A 19,922-nucleotide genomic window follows, 5' to 3' on the forward strand; every position below is an offset into this window, starting at 1 on the left:
GCGTTGCGGCAGCTGCCAGTGAACTGTTCAGTTCTGGAGAGTGGCGTAAAATGGTTAAGTCCCGATTAACCACGATCATTCACTATATTTATTAGCAAATACTCAAAGAAAAAGCCGACCTTGAGGCCGGCTTTTGTCTTTCGTTACTGTCGCGGCAACTCACGCGGCCGAGCGGGCACTGGAGATGACGCCGACGAGATCATTGACGATCTTTTCCACCTTTGCGCTATCATCGCCTTCGGCCATGACGCGGATCAGCGGCTCCGTGCCGGAAGGGCGGATGACGAGGCGGCCATTATTGGCCAGCGCACTTTCCGCATCGGCAATCGCCTGCAGCACGACCGGATTTTCCAGCGGCTTGCCGCCGGAAATACGCACATTCTTCAGAAGCTGCGGCACAGGCTCGAACTTGCGGCACACTTCGCTGACCGTGAGGCCGGAGCGCTTGACCTTGGCGAGAACCTGCAAGGCTGCGACAAGACCATCACCCGTCGTACCGTAATCCGAGAGCACAATATGACCGGACTGCTCGCCGCCGACGTTGAAATTGTGGTTGCGCATATGCTCGACGACATAACGGTCGCCAACCTTGGTGCGGGCAAGGGTGAGGCCCTTGTCTCCAAGAAAACGTTCCAGACCGAGATTGGACATGACGGTCGCAACGATGCCACCACCGCGCAACGTGTTGTCATCGGCCCAGCTATCGGCGATGACGGCCATCAACTGGTCGCCATCAACGATCTCGCCGCGCTCATCAACGATGATGACGCGGTCCGCATCGCCATCGAGCGCGATGCCGATATCAGCCCGTACCTCATGCACCTTTTTCTGTAGTGCTTCCGGGTGGGTGGAACCACATTCGAGATTGATGTTGATGCCGTTCGGCTCATTGCCGATGGTGACGACTTCAGCGCCCAGTTCCCAGAGTGCTGCCGGCGCTACCTTGTAAGCAGCACCATTGGCGCAGTCGATGGCGATCCGAAGCCCGCTCAGCGTCACATCGCGCGGCAGGGTGCGTTTGACGAATTCGATGTAGCGATAGATATCCCCATCCACGCGCTTGGCGCGACCGATTTCGGCCGGCTTGGCCAGCTGGGCATAGATATCCTTGTCGAGAAGATCCTCGATCTCCAGCTCCAGCTCATCGGAAAGCTTGTATCCGTCAGGCCCGAAAAGCTTGATGCCATTATCGGAAAAAGGGTTGTGCGAGGCGGAGATCATCACACCGATATCCGCACGCAACGATCGGGTGAGCATGGCAACGGCCGGTGTTGGGATAGGGCCAAGCAGGAAGACATCGAGACCGGCTGCGGTGAAACCGGCAACCAGCGCGTTTTCCAGCATATAACCGGAAAGGCGCGTATCCTTGCCGATCACGACACGATGGCGATGATGGCCACGGCGGAAAATCGTTCCGACGGCGATGCCAACACGCATCGCCAGGTCAGGTGTCATGGGAAAGACGTTCGATTGTCCGCGGATACCATCGGTTCCGAAATAACGGCGTGCCATTTGAACTCCAAATCTCTCGGGCATTCCGGCAAAGGATAAAATAGCCGGAAGCGTTTTTGGCTAGATGCCACAAACCACGATAAACAGCACGTAAATTACCGCAAAAATGGCTTATATCTTGTTACCAAAATGAAAAGGCCACCCGGAAACCCGGATGGCCTTTTACAATCATTCCTTCGCGCAGGCGATCAGTGCGGCTGCGGCTCCATGCCGCCTTCGGCCTCGCCATCGCCCTTGGCTTCACTCGGGCCGTCCTTCTTGGCGCCGGCTTTCGGCACAGCCGAACCACGACTGCCGGGAGAATCGTCACCCAGATCGCGAGCGGGCTTTTCGCCCCTCAGCAACGCCTTGATCTCTTCACCTGTCAGGGTCTCATATTCGAGAAGACCCTCGGCAATTGCGACAAAGCCATCGTGGTTGTCCGTGAGGATACGCCGTGCTTCGGTATAGGCCTCGTCGATCAGACGGCGGACTTCGGTGTCGATCGTCTGGGCCGTTGCCTCGGAGACGTTCTTCGACTGCGAGACGGAATGACCGAGGAACACTTCCTGCTGGTTCTCACCGTAAGCCACCTGACCGAGAGCATCCGAGAAGCCCCATTGCGTGACCATGGCGCGGGCAAGCTTGGTAGCCTGCTCAATGTCCGAGGAAGCACCCGAGGTGATATTCTCCTTGCCGAAAGTCAGTTCTTCGGCAACGCGTCCACCCATCATGATCACAAGGCGCGATACCATCCACTTGTAGCTCATGGAATAGCGGTCGCCTTCCGGCAACTGCATCACCATGCCGAGCGCGCGGCCACGCGGGATGATCGTCGCCTTGTGCAACGGATCGGCCACGGCAACCTTCAGCGCGGTAATCGCGTGACCGGCCTCATGATAGGCAGTCAACTTCTTTTCGGCCTCGGTCATGGCAGAGGAGCGGCGCTCCGCACCCATCATGATCTTGTCCTTGGCGTCCTCGAATTCCTGCATGGTGACCACACGCTTGTTGCGGCGGGCGGCCATGAGGGCTGCTTCGTTGACGAGGTTCATCAAATCCGCGCCGGAAAAGCCGGGTGTGCCACGGGCCAGAACCTTGAGATCGACATTCGGCGCCAGCGGCACGTTGCGGATATGCACCTTGAGAATGCGCTCGCGGCCGACAATGTCAGGGTTCGGCACAACGACCTGACGGTCGAAACGGCCTGGACGCAGAAGTGCGGGGTCAAGCACATCAGGACGGTTGGTGGCGGCGATGAGGATGATGCCTTCATTCGCCTCGAAACCGTCCATCTCGACCAGCAGCTGGTTCAGCGTCTGTTCGCGTTCGTCGTTACCGCCGCCGAGACCGGCGCCACGATGGCGGCCAACGGCGTCGATTTCGTCGATGAAGATGATGCAGGGTGCGTTCTTCTTGGCCTGCTCGAACATGTCGCGCACGCGGCTTGCGCCGACGCCCACGAACATTTCCACGAAGTCCGAACCGGAAATGGTGAAGAACGGCACATTGGCTTCGCCAGCAACGGAACGCGCCAGAAGCGTCTTACCGGTGCCCGGAGGGCCGACCAGCAGCACACCGCGCGGGATTTTACCGCCGAGGCGCTGGAACTTCTGCGGATCACGCAGGAATTCAACGATTTCCTCAAGGTCCTGCTTGGCTTCGTCCACGCCGGCAACATCGTCAAACGTCACGCGGCCATGGGCTTCCGTCAGCAACTTCGCCTTGGACTTGCCAAAGCCCATCGCGCCGCGCGAGCCGCCCTGCATCTGCCGCATGAAGAACAGCCAGACACCGAGGATGAGGAACATCGGCAGAAGCGTGCCGAGATAGCTCAGGAAACCCGAGGAGCCGTCGCTTTCCGGACGCGCCACAATGGTGACGTTCTTGCTCTGCAAGCGCTCCATTAGGCTGTCGTCAATGACGGGGGAATAGGTCTGAAAGGCCGTGCCATTTTCGGTATAGGTTCCAAGAACCCGGTTGCCGGTGACGGTCACGTCGCGAACTCGCCCGGAATCCACGTCACGAATAAACTGGGAATACGGAATCTCCCGTGAACCCGTTTGCGTCGGCGACGTCTGGAACATGCTGAACAGCGCGATCAGCAAGAGGGCGATCACGGCCCACAAGGCGAAATTTCTGAAATTTGGGTTCATCGAACTCCCCGAACTCACACGGACATATCTGCTGCCCGCCATTATGTGCCCCTAACATAAGGACGACATATGCCGTTGCCAAGGCAAAGCGCATTATCTGATGCGTTTTGGTGTAAAAACTATTCCATGGCAATTCACGAAAAAGAGGCCGGATTTAAACCGGGGGCTGTGGATAGGCGGCGCGCAGGAGGCGCATGGCAATCACATTGGCCAACTCAAGGTCGAAACGCGGAAGAAAAAGATCATAAGGCGCAAGCAGCGGGCGGATCGCCGCCACGCCGGACCCCGGAAATTCCAGATCGTGATTTTCGCGCACGAAGACCGGCATTGTCTGGCTGGAGCGTTTCAATATCCCCGGAGGAATGGCACCGGAAGGTTTGATCGGAATACCCATTGTGTCTCCGGCGCCAAAAGCGCGGACGACTATCTCTGCATCGGAACGGTTGAACACGTCAAAGCGCTCGTCCCAAACCATCCTCGCGCCCGGCGGCATTCGCAGTGATGGAATGTTTCTGTTTTCCCGCATCAGGTAGAGGGCATCCTTGCGGTAATCGAACACGACGCGGTGCGCCGTTATCCTTCCCGGTTCTTGATTCGCGACAAGCGCCATCACCCTGTCCATCGTGTCGGAGGCCATCGGATATCGTCGCCCGCCGATAACGCCGGATAGCGCCGATAAGGCGTACCGGATAACGGAGGGGTCTTCACCGAGGCTCTCAGCATTGATCCTGACTAAACTAAGGAGAAAAAAAACAGCGTTATGATGTATAAACCGGGCTGCGCGCGCAGATAATTCCGACCTTATGTCGGTCGTTCCATTCGAAAAAAGACGATTAGTATCATCCAGCGCCTGCCGCACCCTCACCCGCTCATATTTGCGGTTTTCGTTGCTGGGATCATCGATCCAGCCTTGCGCCTTTTCGAGAAGATAATCGCGAATGGCTTGGCGCTCGCAATACAGAAATGGCCGCATGACCCAGTGACGCCCACCATAAAGCACGGCGTCTGACATGCCAGACAAACCGAGATTATCGGCCCGATTGCTGCGGGCGGAACGCATCGCAATTGTTTCTTTTTGGTCGCCCTGTGTATGCCCCGTCACAATGACGTCCGCGCCGATCGTATCAGCGACATCAGCAATCAGGCGATAACGCGCCAGACGCGAAGCCTCGGAAAGGCCGGATGCCGGTTTGGCGCCATCCCATCGGCGTGTGGTGTGGGAAATTCCGAGTTCGGCGCAAAGCATGGCAACCTTGCGCGCTTCATCAGCGGATTCTGGTCTCAGCGCATGATCAACCGTGACGGCGGAAAGTCGAAAACCACCGTCATTAGCCGATTTCGATTCTTGTAATGCCAGCAACAAGCCGGTGGAGTCGCTGCCGCCTGAGATTGCAACGAGAATATGGGTGTGTTTGCGGAGGCTTTCGACAAAAGACCTCGCCGCCGCAAGCGGCGCAATTGTCTTTTCACTGGGAATGCGGGCATCAACCGGCATGGAACACCCGCGACGCAGGAAAAATCAGCAGCTCAACCGTTTCTGTTCGCTGGCAACCTTGCTCAGCACGGTCTTCGAGGCATTGGGATAACGCTTCGGCACCTCGCGCAGAGTGGCGCAGGCTGTTTCGGTATTGTCGAGAGCAGCAAGCGACATGCCGAGCTTCATCAGCATTTCCGGCGCCTTCGGAGATTTGCCATAGGTCTGATGACCGTTGAGGAAGGTCTTCGCCGCCTCGTTGAACTTGCCCTGGGAGTACTGCGCCTCACCCAGCCAGAAACTCGCATCCGCGGCTTTGGTGCCCTTGGGATAACCCTGCAGATACTGCTGGAAACCCTGTTCCGCCAGTTTGTAATCGCCGGAAAGCACATGGCCGTAAGCGGCCTGATAGATATCGCCCTCGCTGGTCAGCGCCGCCGTATTGACCGGATCGGTCTTGCGGGTGCCGTTACCGGTGGTGACGCCCGGAAGGTTGCCGGAGGAATTGTTGGCGCCCTGGTTCAGCGTGCCGCCGACAGGCATGCCCTTGGAATCGAGCTCGATGGAGCCAAGCGTCGTTTCTCCCGGCGCGGCTGTCGAAGCGCTGGAGGAAGCAGGCGGAGAAACGGAAGCGCCACCCTGGGGTGGCGTTTCGATGATCGTTGCAACGTCGTCGGTCGGCGGCGTGGCCGGATTGACCGGACTGGCTTCCGCCTTCTTTTTCGGTGCAGCGGTCGGGCTCGCACCCTTGCCGCCTGTGTTGCCGCCTTCCAGTTCCTGGAAGCGGAACTCGTTGTCTTCCTGCGCCTTGCGGATCGTTTCCTGCATCTGCAGAAGCTGGAAGCTCATTTCTTCGATACGGCCGTTGAGCTGCCGGATCTGTTCTTCAAGCTGCTGAACCTTATAGGCTTCATTAGCCTGAACCCTAACAATCGGGGGCTGCTGAGAGTTGATCGTGCCGAAGCTACCCCCCGCACCGAACAACGGACCCGAAACGGCTGTGCCGCTCAAGCCGGTGCAGGCTGCAAGCCCCAGCATTCCCGCCACGACAAGTTTCTTCATCTCATTCGTCCTGCCTTAACTGATTTGCACCGGAATGGCGCAAGCCGGATTTTTTCCATATCAACCGAAAAAGCAACTTAACTTCGGCCAAACTATGAAAAAAACGAAAGGCGGCCCGAAGACCGCCTTTCATTCTCGTTCACAATAACGTCAGGCAATTACATGCCCGCGCCACCGAGAACCGTCACAGCGCGGCGGTTCTGGGACCAGCAGGAAATGTCGTCGCAAACCGCGACCGGCTTTTCCTTGCCGTAGGAGATGGTCTTCATGCGGCTTGCCGGAACGCCCTGGGAAGCCAGGAAGTCACGGGTTGCAGCGGCACGACGGGCGCCGAGCGCCAGGTTGTATTCACGCGTACCGCGCTCGTCGGCATGGCCTTCGACGGTGATGGCGTAGTTCGGGTAACGGGCCAGCCACTGGGCCTGGCGCTGCAGGGTCTGCTGAGCGTCGGCGCGGATCGAGGTGGAGTCGGTGTCGAAGAAGATGCGATCACCGACATTAACCGTGAAGTCCTGCTGGGAGCCCGGCGTTGCGGAGCCTGCGCCACCAAGGCCGAGTTCACCGGCGCTGTTCGGCATGTTCTTCTTGTTCGCGCAGCCTGCAAGAGCAAGAGCGAGCGTCATGGCGATGACAGCCGGGTTACGGGCCAGTTTCTGCATGGGGCTGAGTGCCGAAATGTTTGTACGGCTCATCGCCGGTCTCTCCTTGGGATTTCAATAACGTTGCCAGACACTAACTGATCGCGGTTAATAGCCGGCAAACGCTTATGGTTAACAGAAAGGAAACGTCCCACTTTTTTGCTCCCTCACAACACTTTGCGGCAAGAAAGAGGCGGTTTCCCGTAGGCATGCGTAAAACATGACGGCGCCGGATGGGTCCGGCGCCGTCATGGCAGTCATATCAGTCCAGAAGCGGCGACCATGCCGGGTCCGAAGCGAAGGTCGGCGTCTTGATGAGCTGTTCGTTATAGCCCGTCAGGTCGATCGAATAGAGCTGCGGACCACCCGCGCCGGCATTCTGGCGGAAGAACATCAGCACGCGGCCGTTCGGCGCCCAGGTGGGGCCTTCATTGTGGAAACCGCTGGTCAGGATGCGTTCGCCCGAACCGTCGGTCTTCATCACGCCAATCGAGAACTTGCCACCCGACTGCTTGGTGAAGGCGATCAGATCGCCGCGCGGAGACCAGACGGGCGTGGAATAGGAACCATCACCGAAGGACACGCGCTGTTGGCCGGAGCCATCGGCATTCATGACGTAGATCTGCTGGCGGCCGCCACGGTCGCTTTCGAAGGCGACACGCTGACCATCAGGCGAATAGGAAGGCGCAGTATCGATCGCCGCCGTATTCGTCAGGCGCGTCGTCGTGCGCGAGCGCAGGTCCATGGTGTAGATATTGGCGTTACCATCCTGCTGCAGGCTCATGATGACCTTCTGTCCATCCGGTGAGAAGCGCGGCGAGAACGTCATGCCGGGGAAGTTGCCGACAACTTCACGCTGTCCGGTTTCCAGCTGCAACAGGTAAACGCGTGGCTGCTGGCCTTCGAAGGACATGTAGGTGACTTCCTGACGGTTCGGCGAGAAACGCGGCGTCAGAACGATGTCGTTCGAATTGGTAAGGTTGCGGACGTTGAAACCGTCCTGGTCCATGATCGACAGCTGACGCTTGCGCGCCGTCTTCGGGCCGCTTTCGGAGACGAAAACGACGCGGGTGTCGAAGTAGCCCTTTTCACCGGTGATGCGTTCGTAGATGGCGTCAGCGATGATATGGGCGACACGACGCCAGTTTTCCGGCTGAGTGAAGAACTGCTGGCCGGTCATCTGCTGGCCGGCGAAAGTATCCCACAAGCGGAACTCGGCGCGCAGACGGCCATCGCTTTCACGCGTGACACGGCCGGTCACAAGCGCCTGCGCATTGATGACCTTCCAGTCCTCGAAACGCGGCTGCTGATCCGGATTGCTGATTTTTTCGATGAAGGCGTTCTTGTTGACCGGCGCGAAGAGGCCGGAGCGCTGCAGGTCGGCGGCGATGACCGCCGAAACCTGTGCGCCAATGCCGTCGCTCGACATGAAGTCGGTGATGGCGATGGGCAGCGGCTCGACATTGCCCTTGTTGATGTTGATTTCCACCCGCGCAAAAGCCGGTGCGGAGAAAACCGACATGAGGGCCGCGACAGCGAGCACCAGCCGGATCGGCGAAAATATCTTCATGTTGCCAGGCCTTTCAGCATTCATAGCAATTCACTGGGATCGAAGTTCACGACGACTTCGTTCCATGCATCATATTTGTCGGCAGGAAGGTTCGTGAACGGAGCAGAACGCATGATGGCACGATAGGCTCCGCCGGAAAGCGCACGGCGTGTTCCCTCGGAACCACCCGTTGCTTCGATCTCGGGCCTGCCGATGATGGACCCATCACGGTCAAGCTTCATGGTAACCCGGACGCGAACGTCCGAGGCATCCGCCATACCGGGAATGATCTGCCAGTTCTTCTGGATTGCACCGCGTAGCGCATCCATTTCCGTCTGGCTAAGCGTCGAGCCGCCGGTCGATTTTTTGCCACCCAGGGCTGCCGTCTGCGTGGAGCGCTTCGCGCCGCCACCCGAAGGCGCCTGCTTGTTCAATAGCGCGGCGACGTCGTCGGCATTGAAATCGCTTTCCTTCGAGGAAGCGGATTTTGCCGTTTCCTGCTTCTTCTCGCCGGGCTTCTTGTCGGAAGGCTTGTCCGTGGACTTTGCCTGATCGGGCTTTTTCTCAGCCGGTTTTTCGGCCGGCTTCTGCTCGGCGGGCTTCGTCTCGGCCTGTTTCGGCTCTTCCGGCTTCGGCGGCTCGGGCCTGGAATTCGGACGTGGAACGTTCTGCGGCACGGGAATTTCGGCCGGCTCCTGCGTTGCCGGCGGCGGCTCTTCCGCCTTGGTTTCCTGCGGCGGTGGTTCCGTCTTCGGCTGCGGCGTTATTTCGGGTTTGGTCTGCGGCAAGGCGGCCATTTCCTGCGGCTTGGGAGCCGAGGTTTCTTCCTTGACGATTTCCTTCACCTCGTTCGCCTTGGTATCGACAACCGGCTGCGGCTTCTCCTGCTTGGGCGGGGCGGCAGCTGCGATATTGTCGTTGGGCTTGGTGGTCGGCGTCGGCGGCGCTTCGATATCGGCGGTGTTGTTGCCGATATTCTGCGCATTCTCGATGATATCAGGACGTGTCGTGGGAACAGGGGCGGACTTCTCGGCCTTCGGCGCCTTCTTGTCGCCCTGCTGTATCTGGGTCATTTCCTCGATCGGCACCAGCTCCACCGGCAGTGCCTCGGCCTGCGACACGTCGAGAGGCTCCGGCGAGCCCAGAGAAACAAGGGCGAAAGCCAGAAGCGACGCGTGCACGATCGCGGATGTGGTAAGGCTGCCCTTCATCGCTTTACGTCAATTGTCCTGTTTCTGCTGGGTCACAAGGCCGATATTCTTGAAGCCTGCCGCCTGGATACGCGCCATCACATCGGCAACGACGCCATAAGCGGCAACTGAATCCGCCCGCACGAAAATGCGTTCGTTATAGCCTGTCGTGGCAATCGCCTGCAGCTTGTCCGCCACTTCAGCCGCCTGGATTTCCGTTTCCTGCAAATGGATCTGGCCATTGGCGTTGACGGAAATGGTGATCGGCTGCGTGTCCGAGTTCAGCGCATTGGCGGATGTCTGCGGCAGATCGATCGGCACGCCGACCGTCATCATCGGCGCGGCCACCATGAAGATGATGAGCAGCACGAGCATGACGTCGACCAGCGGCGTGACGTTGATCTCGCTGATCGCGCCGCCTCTGCGTCGTCCGCCGCGCCCACCCCGGCGTCCACCGGAACCGCCGCCGCTGCCACCTGCTGACATACCCATATCATCTACTCCATTTTGCCTTGCGGCAAATCACTCAACGGCATTTCAGTCGTGGTCGCTTACTGGGCGGCCTGCCGTGTCTGAAGTTTTTCATCGATCTGGCGCGACAGGATCGCGGAGAACTCGTCGGCAAAACCTTCCATGCGGGCGGAAAGCTTGTGCGCATCGGCCGTGAACTTGTTGTAGGCGATAACCGCCGGAATAGCCGCGACGAGGCCGATAGCCGTTGCCAGAAGTGCTTCGGCGATACCCGGCGCCACAACGGCAAGGTTGGTGGACTTCGAACCGGCAATCGCCTGGAACGAGGTCATGATACCAACGACCGTACCAAAAAGGCCGATGAAGGGGCCGGCAGAGCCGATCGTCGCCAGCGAACCGAGACGCGCCTCGTATTGTTCGCCTTCGCGCGCGATCGTCACATCCATTGCCCGGTCGATACGCATCTGCAGACCGATGGGCGAACGCGCGCCGCGCTCAAAGGATTTTTTCCATTCCCGCATGGCGGAAACAAAAATCGCTGCAAGACCGCCATTCTGGCGTTCCGCCAGCGTGCGATAAAGCTCTTCAAGCGACTGGCCGGACCAGAACACCTGTTCGAACTGATCGAACTGGCGCTTTGCCTTGCCGAAGCTCACATATTTGTCGAAGACGATCGCCCACGTCCAGACCGAGGCGGCGATAAGCCCGATCATCACGAACTTCACGATCAAGCCCGCCTGCATAAACAGCGCCCAGAGACTTACATCGTGCGTCGCCGCTGCCAAACCTGCCTGTTCCATAAATATCCAATCCCCGAATCCAAACGCCCGGTACAGGACCGGGCGATTCAAACGCGTGTTAACGCTCGAAGCTATGCGGCCGCAGCCGTTAACCCCTTTGCCATACCCCGATACTTGCCAGTAAGCCTTACTTGCCAATAAATTTGGTGAAAGGAAGGCGTGCGCCGCACAAATGCCAGTTGCTAAAGTAAGACACCATTATGGTTAAAGGAGTGTTACAGCCGGGCCACGCCGGTTGGATTTACTGGATGGGCCCGTCAATTACTTCAGGAATTTTTCCGCCACCGTCTCCGGAAGGCGCCTTGGCCGACCATTAGCATTGATAACGGCGATGATCACCTTGGCGGCGACGAGCAGCGTTTCGCCGCGCCGGATTTCCTGATTGAGCACCATTTTCGCGCCGCCCGCCTTTTCGGTGACGGTGGTGATGGTCAAGACGTCATCCATCCGCGCAGGGCTTTTGAAATCGATTTCCATGCGGTGAACAACGAAGACCAGACCCTCCTCATCGGCGGTGAGAAGCGCGCTTTGTTCGCAGCCGAGGCAACGCAGGTAATCGGTGCGGCCGCGCTCGAGAAAATGCAGATAACGCGCATGATAAACGAGACCGGAAAAATCCGTGTCCTCATAATAGACCCGCTGGGTCAGGCGGTGGCCGTGTTCGATAAGCTCGCCTGAAAGCGAAACCACGAGTTCGCTCATATTGTCTCCTTGAGAATTTCGGCCGCAGGGGGACGGCCATCGCGAACGATCAGCGCCGCAACCCGCATGGTGAAAAGCTGCGGTTTCCGGTCCAGCCGGATCATGTGGCGTTCAGGCGCAGAGGTCATTTATCGTCCAGATCGCCGTCATGCCAGACGAGATGTCTTGTGGCCTTCGGCAGGTTCTCTATTTCGTCGGCGATGAAATAGGGCGGAATATCAAGCTCCGTCAATGCCTTCCGGGTTGCCGCGACCCAGCGGAACTCAAGCTCATTATCGCCGTCCTGAACGCGGTGGACGATGTCAGAGGGGTGAAATGCGAGTGTGTCCGGCAAATCCATCAGGTAATAAAAACCGAGTTCGTGCCAGTCCTTGCCTTCATAGTGGAAAAAATTCTCCACTGCCCAGAGTAGCCGCCCGACCTTGGCCTCGACGCCAAGTTCCTCGACCATTTCACGCGCCAGCGTCTCGTCGGAACGTTCGCCCATTTCGGCGCGGCCACCCGGAAAGGTCCAGAATTTTTCATGCGTTGCCCGGTGCACCAGCACATGGCCATCGCGAAACGCCAGCCCTGCAACACGCATCTGGAAGATGCGCTTCGGCTTGAATTTCATGCGGATGCGGGTGTCCTGCTTGCTATCATGCGTCATGGTACTGGCCTGCGGGCTGGAAACATCAAATCGTTTTCCGTCCACCCTAACGCATCCATGTCGTCTTTTCTCGCTTTTGCATCATCTCCCACAATGAATTCATCCAGCTGCGGCGGCTTAACAGGTGTTCCCGACAACATCGCATGCGCTTGCCCGCGATGGTGCGTCTGATGCTGGAAGAGATGGGAGAGGACATCGTCGCAGCGATCCTGCTGAATACGCGTGCCACGATGGATATCAACAATCTCAGCAAGACCGTCTTCATCGAGCCCATCGACAAAGTCGATCAACACCTCATCAAGCACCACCTGAGCCTCGTGCAGCTCCGCCATGGTAGCAAAGGGCTCTTCTTCGGCAAACGCGGCATAGCCAAGCGTGCCGCCCTTGAGGGCGTCGATATAGAACCGGTCAACGGTGTAGATATGATTGAGTGTCGCTCTCAGCGTCGGGAAAAAACTGACGCGGTGTGCGATGAAATCATCCTGCGAAAGCTGAAGACAGGCCTGATGCAGCCTGAAATTAGCCAGCCGGTTATTGCGAGCGAGTTTGCTGAAAACCCGCAACGGATCGTAAGGCATGGGCTACCCCTTTCAGCGACGCCAGATAAGGGCGCCTCTCAATCGGTGTGTTCAAGCTCGGATTTGCTTTTCAGAACCTTCGCACCATCGTCCTGCTCGATCAGATAGGCGGGTTCTTCCTTGCTTGCCTTGCGTTTTATCTTGGAACCGGAAATCGTTTTCTCGACATCTTCCGTGAAGGTCTCGATGATTTTTCCCTCCCCGGTTCCATTACCCCATTTCCAGCGAACCTTCGTACCCTTGCGATATGACGACATGGTCATCTCCATTTCAAAGACGATCAAAGCCGGCAAGTCTGCTTTGTTCCCTCAATCATCGTCCAGCGTGAGCCGGAACTGCGCCGCCTCGAGATCCTTCGGCGGTTGCATGCCGAGATGTTTCCAGGCTGTCGCGGTGAGGATACGCCCGCGCGGCGTGCGCTGGATGAAGCCCTGCTGGATCATATAGGGTTCGATGATGTCCTCGATGGCATCACGCGGCTCCGAAAGACCGGCGGCGATGGTTTCGATGCCGACGGGACCACCGCCGAAATTGACGGCGATCATGGTGAGATACCGCATATCCAGCTGGTCGAGGCCCATATTGTCGACCAAAAGCCGCGTCAAAGCCTCGTCGGCGATCTCGCGCGTGACGGCTTGCGCCCGTGCCACTTCGGCGAAATCCCGCACCCGGCGCAGAAGCCGCCCGGCAATGCGTGGCGTGCCGCGCGCGCGCCTCGCTACCTCGCGTGCGCCCTCATCCGTCATGTTGAGGCCCATGAGCCGCGCGCCGCGCCGTACGATCAGTTCAAGCTCATCGACGGTGTAGAACGAAAGGCGGACGGGGATGCCGAAGCGGTCGCGCAGCGGCGTGGTCAGCAGGCCGAGACGGGTGGTGGCAGCCACAAGCGTGAATTTGGAGAGATCGATCTTCACCGAACGCGCCGCCGGTCCCTCGCCGATGATCAGATCGAGCTGGAAATCCTCCATGGCCGGATAGAGGATCTCCTCCACCGCCGGGTTGAGCCGGTGGATTTCGTCAATGAAGAGCACGTCGCGCTCCTCGAGATTGGTGAGGAGGGCTGCGAGATCGCCCGCTTTGGCAATCACCGGCCCGGAGGTGGACTTGAAATTGACGCCAAGTTCCTTGGCCATGATCTGCGCCAGCGTCGTCTTGCCAAGGCCGGGCGGGCCGACGAACAGCACGTGATCCAGCGCCTCGCCGCGGTTCTTGGCCGCCTCGATGAAGACTTTGAGATTGGCGCGGGCTTCCGCCTGGCCGGTAAAATCATCCAGCGATTGCGGGCGCAGCGTGGTGTCGATGTCCTCACCGCGCTTTTCCGGAGTAATCAATCTGTCCGCATCGCTCATTCAGGGCATTCCATTGTTCTGGTCGAATTCATCAGGTGACCGCAGCCGCTATATCATGACTATCGCGACAACGCGCCTCACGAAATTCAGCATATGTATGGGCTCAACGTCCGATTGGCAGGCCGCCTTTACCGCGAAAGCTCCTTCAGCCCAAGCCGGATGAGCTTTGCGCTATCGCCGCCTTCCCCGCCGTTCTTCAAAGCGGCGGCAACTGCATTGGCGGCCTGGTCGCGCGAATAGCCGAGATTGGTAAGCGCTGAGACGGCATCCGCAACCGGCGCGGAGGCGACACCCTCCCCAAGTTCCTGCTTGAGCCCGATGGAGGCGGACGCGTCTCCTGCAAAGGCTGGCGCTTTGTTGCGCAACTCGGTCACGAGGCGAACGGCCACCTTGGGCCCAACACCCGGCGCGCGTGAGATCATGGTTTTGTCTTGCAGCGCTATCGCATTGGCAAGCTCTGAAGGCGACAGCGTGGAAAGAACGGCGAGCGCCACTTTCGAACCTACGCCCTGCACGCTCTGCAGCAGGTTGAACCATTCCCGCTCCAGCGCCGAGACAAAGCCGAACAGCTTCAACTGGTCCTCACGCACATAGGTTTCGATGAACAGCACGACCGCCTCCCCGACAGAGCCGATTTTCGACAAGGTGCGCGCCGAACAATGGGCGACGTAACAGACGCCATGCACATCCACCAGCACGTAATCCGCGCCGATTTCCTCGATGCTGCCTTTGAGTTTTCCGATCATGATGCCGCCCGCTCACTAAAAATGAAATTAACCAGCCGCCAGGAGCCGCCGCATCCTGTCACCGCCGCGATTATGGGCGTGGCAGATGGCGATGGCGAGCGCGTCCGCCGCATCGTTACCCTTGAATTCCGCCTTCGGCATCAGGATTTTCAGCATCATGTGAATTTGCTGCTTTTCGCCGTGCCCGACGCCGATGACGGCCTTTTTGACCGCATTCGGCGCATATTCGAAAACCGGCAATCCCGCCCTTGCCGGAACCAGCATGGCAATGCCGCGCGCCTGTCCGAGTTTCAGCGTGGCGACAGCATCCTTGTTCACGAAGGTCTGCTCCACGGCCGCTTCATCGGGCTGATGGCTGTGCACGATCTCCGCCAGCCCGTCATGCAGCTGGCAAAGCCGGGAGGCGAGGTCCATATCGCCATCCGACGTCACCGTGCCGGAGGCGACAAACCGCAGGCTGTTGCCTAGGGTGTCGATGACACCCCAGCCGGTGCGCCGCAATCCCGGATCGATGCCGATGATTCGAATCGTCTTTTGCATGAGCTACCTTATCTTTCCGGCTGCGACCCTGCCAGCGATAAGTGAACAAAACGACAACATTCATCAAATTTGCAGTGCAGCATTTACTTCTGTTTAAACCGCGTACCGCATTTTTCCCCACAAAATAAAAAATGGGGAGCTGCGGACATGATGATCCGCAGCACAATAGTTTCGCCATATCAGCCGTCCGATGGCGCCATTCATGCATGGCGTGGGAACTGATCCGGCATTGGGGGCTGCATCGGCCATGCTGAACCGTTTTCATTCCATATCCACCAAAGTACTCGTCATTTTCCTGGCGCTGATGGCGATCTCGACCGGGGCTCTCACGCTTCTCGGTTATCAGAGCAGCAGCGGCGTTCTCGAGGAACAGGCGTCGAAATCCATGGAGAGCATTCTCGTCTTCCGCGGCGACATGCTCCAGGAGCGTCTTGAGCAGCTGAAGACGCAGGCGGATTCCATTGCCAAGATCGAATCCCTGCAGATGGCGGTCGTCTCCATGCGCAGCGGCTGGACCACGGTGCAGAAGAACTCCGGTGACGCGAAGGCGGAATTGCAACGCGTCTTCATCAAGGAAAACCCCTTCGGTGACAGGGAAAAACTTATCAAGCCGGAAAGCCCCAGCGGCTTTTATTATTCCACCCATGAAAAGACCCAGACGGATATGGCCGGTTATCTCAAGGGAACGCCGTTCAGCGACGTGCTCTTCATCGATCCCGCCGGTGCGGTCTATTATTCCTATCTGAAAGGACCGGCTTTCGGAGAAACCATAACCTCTGGCGCCTGGACGGAAAGCGGCCTTGGCGCAGCCTTCGCGCGTGGCGCTGCGAATGCTGAAAAAGCGGTCAATGATGTGGCGCAGACCAGCTTCTCCGGGCTGCGGATCGATGCTGCGACAAAGGAGGCCGGGATTTATTTCGGCGTTCCGGTGGTCAAGTTTGGCGCGTTCAAGGGCATCGTTCTCTTCCGCGTCAAGGAAGACGTTTTCGGCCAGATACTTACGAAAGGCATTGCATCCGGCAGTTCGGAGCAATCAGCCATTATCGCGGCTGACGGCAAGGTTCTCGGCGTGGACGGCGAAAAGCTCGTCAGCCTCGACCCGGCCATTTACGGTTTCCATGGCGAAGCCCTGAACGCGACGGGCATGACCATTGCCAGGATCAACCGCGCGGATGGCGAAGCCAATGCCTATGCCCGCCCCTTTTCCTTCGCCGGTGAGAAATATCTCGCGGTGGAAAGCATGCTGCGCAGCGAGTTGAACGCAGGCTCCGTCTCGATCGCCGGCACGCTTGCCGTAATCGGCCTTTGTGTTCTTGCCGCCATGTGTGCAGCGACAGCATTTTTTGCACGGCGCCTGTTCGCCCCGCTGGAAAAACTTGCCGGACTGACCGGCGAAGTGGCCGCGGGCCGTCTTGATGCCGAAATCGGCAATCAGGACCGGAAAGACGAGATCGGGCGGATGGCGCGTGCGCTCGGCAGTTTCCGTGAAAAACTCATCCTGCAGCGGGAAATGGAAGAAACAGCATCGCGTACACGCGAGGAAGCCGAAACGGCGCGGCGCGCGCATCTTGCCGAGCGCGAAGCCGAGGCCGGCACGCTGCAGATGGTCGTGCAGTCTCTGGATACGGGGCTCGACCGACTGGCGAGCGGCAATCTCGCCTATCGCATAAAGACCGTTTTCCCCGATGATCTCGAAAGCCTCCGCCAGAACTTCAACACCGCACTTGCCCGGCTCAGCGAGACCATGGAAGCGATTGGCGGCAACTCCGCCGCCGTTCGTGGCGGCTCCGAGGAAATGCGGGTGGGGGCCGACCAGCTGGCGGAACGCACCGAGCGGCAGGCGGCTTCCATCACCGAAACGGCGAGCGCCATCAAGGCGATTACCGAGGCCGTCCGTGACCAGATCGAGCGCGCCGAACAGGCAACCCGGATCGCGCGCGACGCCAGCACGCAAGCAACTGAATCCAGCCGCGTCATGGAGCAGACCATCGCCGCCATGGAGGCGATCCAGACCTCCTCGCGCCAGATCAACCAGATCATCGGTGTCATCGATGAAATCGCCTTCCAAACCAACCTTCTCGCCTTGAATGCGGGTGTCGAAGCCGCACGCGCTGGCGATGCCGGCAGGGGTTTTGCCGTCGTGGCACAGGAAGTGCGCGAACTGGCTCAACGTTCGGCCGCAGCCGCAAAGGAAATTACCAGCCTTTTGAAACGCTCCACCGACGAGGTTTCCACCGGCGTGGTCCTGGTGGAAAAGGCCGGCGCTTCCCTGACCGGCATCGGCAAACATGTGCAGACCATCAGCGCGCGTATCGAGGAGATCATGGAATCCACCCGCGAGGAAGCGCATACGCTCTCGGAAATCAACAGCACCGTCACCAGCCTCGATACCATGACCCAACAGAATGCTGCCATGGTGGAAGAAACGACGGCGGCCATTCACAATCTCGCGTCGGAAGCAGGTGAAATGGATGGCAGGCTCGGAGAGTTCGTGCTGGCTTCGGAGAACGAAGCAATGCAGCATCGCGAGAACAGGCAATTGCGGCGGGCGGGCTGAGGTTGCCGGCTGACGAAAGGTAGGGGCCTCTCCGGAGGCCCCAATTTTTTTGAACCATCCATCAATTCTATGCGACTTCTCTGGTAAATCGGGACACGCGCCTTACATCGGCAGCAAAGATTTGAATTTCTGCAGGAGCGTCCGATGATCCCCTTTTCCATTCTCGACCTTTCGCCGATCGGCGAAGGCGAGAGCGTCAGCGCGGCGCTCGAAAATTCCCGCCGCATGGCCATCAAGGCCGAAGAACACGGTTATAACCGCATCTGGCTGGCGGAACATCACGGCATGCCCGGCATCGCAAGTGCTGCGACCTCCCTCGTCATCGCCCATGTGGGTGCCGCCACCAAACATATCCGTGTCGGTTCCGGCGGCATCATGCTGCCCAACCACTCTCCGCTCGTCATTGCCGAACAGTTCGGAACACTTGCTGCACTTCTGCCTGGTCGTGTCGATCTCGGTCTCGGCCGTGCGCCGGGAACAGATATGCGCACGGCGCGAGCCCTGCGCCGCAACCTGGATGCCGGCGCGGAAAATTTCCCGCACGATATCGTCGAACTCCAGCGTTACCTTGGCCCGCCGCAGCAGGATCAGGCGATCCTTGCCGTGCCCGGCATGAATTCCAACGTGCCGCTCTTGCTGCTCGGCTCCAGCACCTATAGCGCGCATCTCGCCGCAGCGCTCGGCCTGCCCTATTCCTTCGCCTCGCATTTTGCCCCCGATATGCTGATGGAGGCCATCCATATCTATCGCGAGCGCTTCCAGCCCTCAGAGGTGCTGGACAAGCCCTATGTGATGGTGGGTGTGATGGGTGTCGGCGCCGATACGGATGAGGAAGCGCAGCATCTCTTCACCTCGTCACAGCAGCAATTCGTCAATCTGCGCCGCAATGTCCGCACCCCGTTCCCGAAGCCGGTGCACAGTATGGACGATTACTGGAACGAAATGGAGCGCTTCTCGGTGGAACACACTTTGCGTTTCGCAGCAGTCGGCTCCCCCGAGACGATCGAGCGCCATCTCGGTGGTTTCCTTGCCGAAACGCAGGCAGACGAACTGATCGTATCGATGCCGATCCACGACATCGAAAAACGGCTGCGTTCCGTGGAAATTTTCGCCGATGTGCGGAGTTCCATCAGGAAGGCCGCCTGAATAAAAAAGCCCCGGAGCGACGTCGCTGCCGGGGCTTTTCTTTGAGAACATAAAACGTCAGGCGGAAAGCTTGGCGAGAATTTCTTCGGAAACCTCGAAGTTGGAATAGACGCTCTGCACGTCGTCATCGTCTTCGAGATTGTCGATGAGCTTCATCAGCGACTGCGCCTTTTCTTCATCCACCGGCACCGTGTTCTGTGGCTTCCAGATGGCCTTGACGCTTTCGGCTTCGCCAAGCACGCCTTCCAGCGCCTTGGAAACCTCGTTCATCGCTTCGAAACCGCAGATGATGGTGTGGCCGTCTTCGGAGGATTCGACATCGTCAGCACCCGCTTCGATGGCCGCTTCCATGACCTTGTCGGCATCGCCCACTTCCGCCTTGTAGGTGATTTCGCCAACGCGGTCGAAGGAGAAGGAGACCGAGCCGGTTTCACCGAGTGCGCCACCAGCCTTGGTGAAGATGGAGCGTACGTTGGAGGCGGTGCGGTTGCGGTTGTCGGTCAGGGCCTCGACGACGACGGCGACGCCACCCGGGCCGTAACCCTCGTAACGGACTTCATCGTAGTTTTCACTGTCAGCACCGGAAGCTTTCTTGATCGCGCGCTCGATATTGTCCTTCGGCATGGACTGAGCCTTGGCGTTCTGGATTGCAAGACGCAGGCGCGCGTTCATGTTCGGGTCGGGCATGCCCGCTTTTGCCGCAACGGTGATTTCACGCGCAAGCTTGGAAAACATTTTGGACCGTACGGAGTCCTGCTTGCCCTTGCGGTGCATGATGTTCTTGAACTGTGAATGACCAGCCATGGAAAACCTGATTGTCTTAA

The 19,922-nt window shown here is 58.7% G+C and carries 19 protein-coding genes and 1 pseudogene; 2 read left to right on the top strand and 18 right to left on the bottom strand.

Going from position 1 to position 19,922, the window contains the following annotated elements:
- Positions 1-159 precede the first annotated feature (159 nt).
- From glmM to ruvC, 17 genes and pseudogenes are all read right to left on the bottom strand, one after another.
- Positions 160-1,512 carry a phosphoglucosamine mutase gene (gene glmM, locus O8B93_RS14905; RefSeq protein WP_173988975.1) on the bottom strand — a complete coding sequence of 451 codons (1,353 nt, stop codon included), beginning with the start codon at positions 1,510-1,512 and terminating at the stop codon, positions 160-162.
- Between the two features lie 188 nt (positions 1,513-1,700).
- Entirely contained in the window at positions 1,701-3,647 is a 1,947-nt protein-coding gene (gene ftsH / locus O8B93_RS14910) for an ATP-dependent zinc metalloprotease FtsH (RefSeq protein WP_269710727.1), read from the bottom strand.
- 154 nt (positions 3,648-3,801) lie between these two features.
- Positions 3,802-5,142, bottom strand: coding sequence for a tRNA lysidine(34) synthetase TilS (gene tilS, locus O8B93_RS14915; protein ID WP_269710728.1), 1,341 nt, complete (start codon positions 5,140-5,142; stop codon positions 3,802-3,804).
- Between the two features lie 24 nt (positions 5,143-5,166).
- Positions 5,167-6,183 carry a tol-pal system protein YbgF gene (ybgF, locus tag O8B93_RS14920; RefSeq protein WP_269710729.1) on the bottom strand — a complete coding sequence of 339 codons (1,017 nt, stop codon included), beginning with the start codon at positions 6,181-6,183 and terminating at the stop codon, positions 5,167-5,169.
- A 158-nt stretch (positions 6,184-6,341) separates the two neighbouring features.
- Positions 6,342-6,875, bottom strand: coding sequence for a peptidoglycan-associated lipoprotein Pal (gene pal, locus O8B93_RS14925; RefSeq protein WP_174010210.1), 534 nt, complete (start codon positions 6,873-6,875; stop codon positions 6,342-6,344).
- A gap of 208 nt (positions 6,876-7,083) precedes the next feature.
- Positions 7,084-8,391 carry a Tol-Pal system beta propeller repeat protein TolB gene (tolB, locus tag O8B93_RS14930; protein WP_269710730.1) on the bottom strand — a complete coding sequence of 436 codons (1,308 nt, stop codon included), beginning with the start codon at positions 8,389-8,391 and terminating at the stop codon, positions 7,084-7,086.
- 20 nt (positions 8,392-8,411) lie between these two features.
- On the bottom strand, positions 8,412-9,581 hold the full coding sequence (locus O8B93_RS14935; protein WP_269710731.1) for a hypothetical protein: 1,170 nt from the start codon (positions 9,579-9,581) through the stop codon (positions 8,412-8,414).
- A gap of 9 nt (positions 9,582-9,590) precedes the next feature.
- Positions 9,591-10,052: a protein TolR gene (gene tolR, locus O8B93_RS14940; RefSeq protein ID WP_004445732.1), complete on the bottom strand. Its 462-nt coding sequence runs from the start codon at positions 10,050-10,052 to the stop codon at positions 9,591-9,593.
- 59 nt (positions 10,053-10,111) lie between these two features.
- The gene (tolQ, locus tag O8B93_RS14945) at positions 10,112-10,831 is read right to left on the bottom strand and encodes a protein TolQ (protein ID WP_269710732.1); all 720 of its coding nucleotides are present in this window, start codon (positions 10,829-10,831) and stop codon (positions 10,112-10,114) included.
- 261 nt (positions 10,832-11,092) lie between these two features.
- Positions 11,093-11,533, bottom strand: coding sequence for a tol-pal system-associated acyl-CoA thioesterase (gene ybgC / locus O8B93_RS14950; protein WP_020812213.1), 441 nt, complete (start codon positions 11,531-11,533; stop codon positions 11,093-11,095).
- Positions 11,534-11,571: 38 nt separating this feature from the next.
- Positions 11,572-11,661: pseudogene (locus tag O8B93_RS27890) on the bottom strand (NUDIX hydrolase); the annotation flags it as partial.
- Positions 11,658-12,182 (bottom strand): NUDIX hydrolase, encoded by a 525-nt coding sequence (locus tag O8B93_RS14960; protein ID WP_269710734.1) that lies wholly within the window; start codon positions 12,180-12,182, stop codon positions 11,658-11,660. The gene O8B93_RS14960 and the pseudogene O8B93_RS27890, both read right to left, overlap by 4 nt.
- The gene (locus tag O8B93_RS14965; protein ID WP_269710735.1) at positions 12,179-12,760 is read right to left on the bottom strand and encodes a DinB family protein; all 582 of its coding nucleotides are present in this window, start codon (positions 12,758-12,760) and stop codon (positions 12,179-12,181) included. The genes O8B93_RS14960 and O8B93_RS14965 overlap by 4 nt, the downstream gene beginning before the upstream one ends.
- Before the next feature lie 38 nt (positions 12,761-12,798).
- On the bottom strand, positions 12,799-13,017 hold the full coding sequence (locus O8B93_RS14970; protein WP_269710736.1) for a hypervirulence associated TUDOR domain-containing protein: 219 nt from the start codon (positions 13,015-13,017) through the stop codon (positions 12,799-12,801).
- A gap of 51 nt (positions 13,018-13,068) precedes the next feature.
- Positions 13,069-14,109: a Holliday junction branch migration DNA helicase RuvB gene (ruvB, locus tag O8B93_RS14975; RefSeq protein WP_269710737.1), complete on the bottom strand. Its 1,041-nt coding sequence runs from the start codon at positions 14,107-14,109 to the stop codon at positions 13,069-13,071.
- Between the two features lie 128 nt (positions 14,110-14,237).
- Positions 14,238-14,855: a Holliday junction branch migration protein RuvA gene (gene ruvA / locus O8B93_RS14980; protein WP_269710738.1), complete on the bottom strand. Its 618-nt coding sequence runs from the start codon at positions 14,853-14,855 to the stop codon at positions 14,238-14,240.
- 27 nt (positions 14,856-14,882) lie between these two features.
- The gene (ruvC, locus tag O8B93_RS14985) at positions 14,883-15,395 is read right to left on the bottom strand and encodes a crossover junction endodeoxyribonuclease RuvC (RefSeq protein WP_004445748.1); all 513 of its coding nucleotides are present in this window, start codon (positions 15,393-15,395) and stop codon (positions 14,883-14,885) included.
- A 247-nt stretch (positions 15,396-15,642) separates the two neighbouring features.
- Here ruvC and O8B93_RS14990 point away from each other — a divergent pair, with 247 nt between their 5' ends.
- Together O8B93_RS14990 and O8B93_RS14995 are read left to right on the top strand one after the other, a co-directional pair.
- Entirely contained in the window at positions 15,643-17,952 is a 2,310-nt protein-coding gene (locus O8B93_RS14990; protein ID WP_269710739.1) for a methyl-accepting chemotaxis protein, read from the top strand.
- A gap of 144 nt (positions 17,953-18,096) precedes the next feature.
- Positions 18,097-19,098 carry an LLM class flavin-dependent oxidoreductase gene (locus O8B93_RS14995; protein ID WP_269710740.1) on the top strand — a complete coding sequence of 334 codons (1,002 nt, stop codon included), beginning with the start codon at positions 18,097-18,099 and terminating at the stop codon, positions 19,096-19,098.
- Positions 19,099-19,155: 57 nt separating this feature from the next.
- Here the strand turns inward: O8B93_RS14995 and O8B93_RS15000 are convergent, their stop codons facing one another.
- Positions 19,156-19,902, bottom strand: a complete 747-nt coding sequence (locus tag O8B93_RS15000; RefSeq protein ID WP_003497595.1) for a YebC/PmpR family DNA-binding transcriptional regulator — start codon at positions 19,900-19,902, stop codon at positions 19,156-19,158.
- Positions 19,903-19,922: the final 20 nt, after the last annotated feature.

The organism is Martinezella rhizogenes (assembly GCF_027460065.1).
Taxonomy (GTDB): domain Bacteria; phylum Pseudomonadota; class Alphaproteobacteria; order Rhizobiales; family Rhizobiaceae; genus Agrobacterium; species Agrobacterium rhizogenes_C.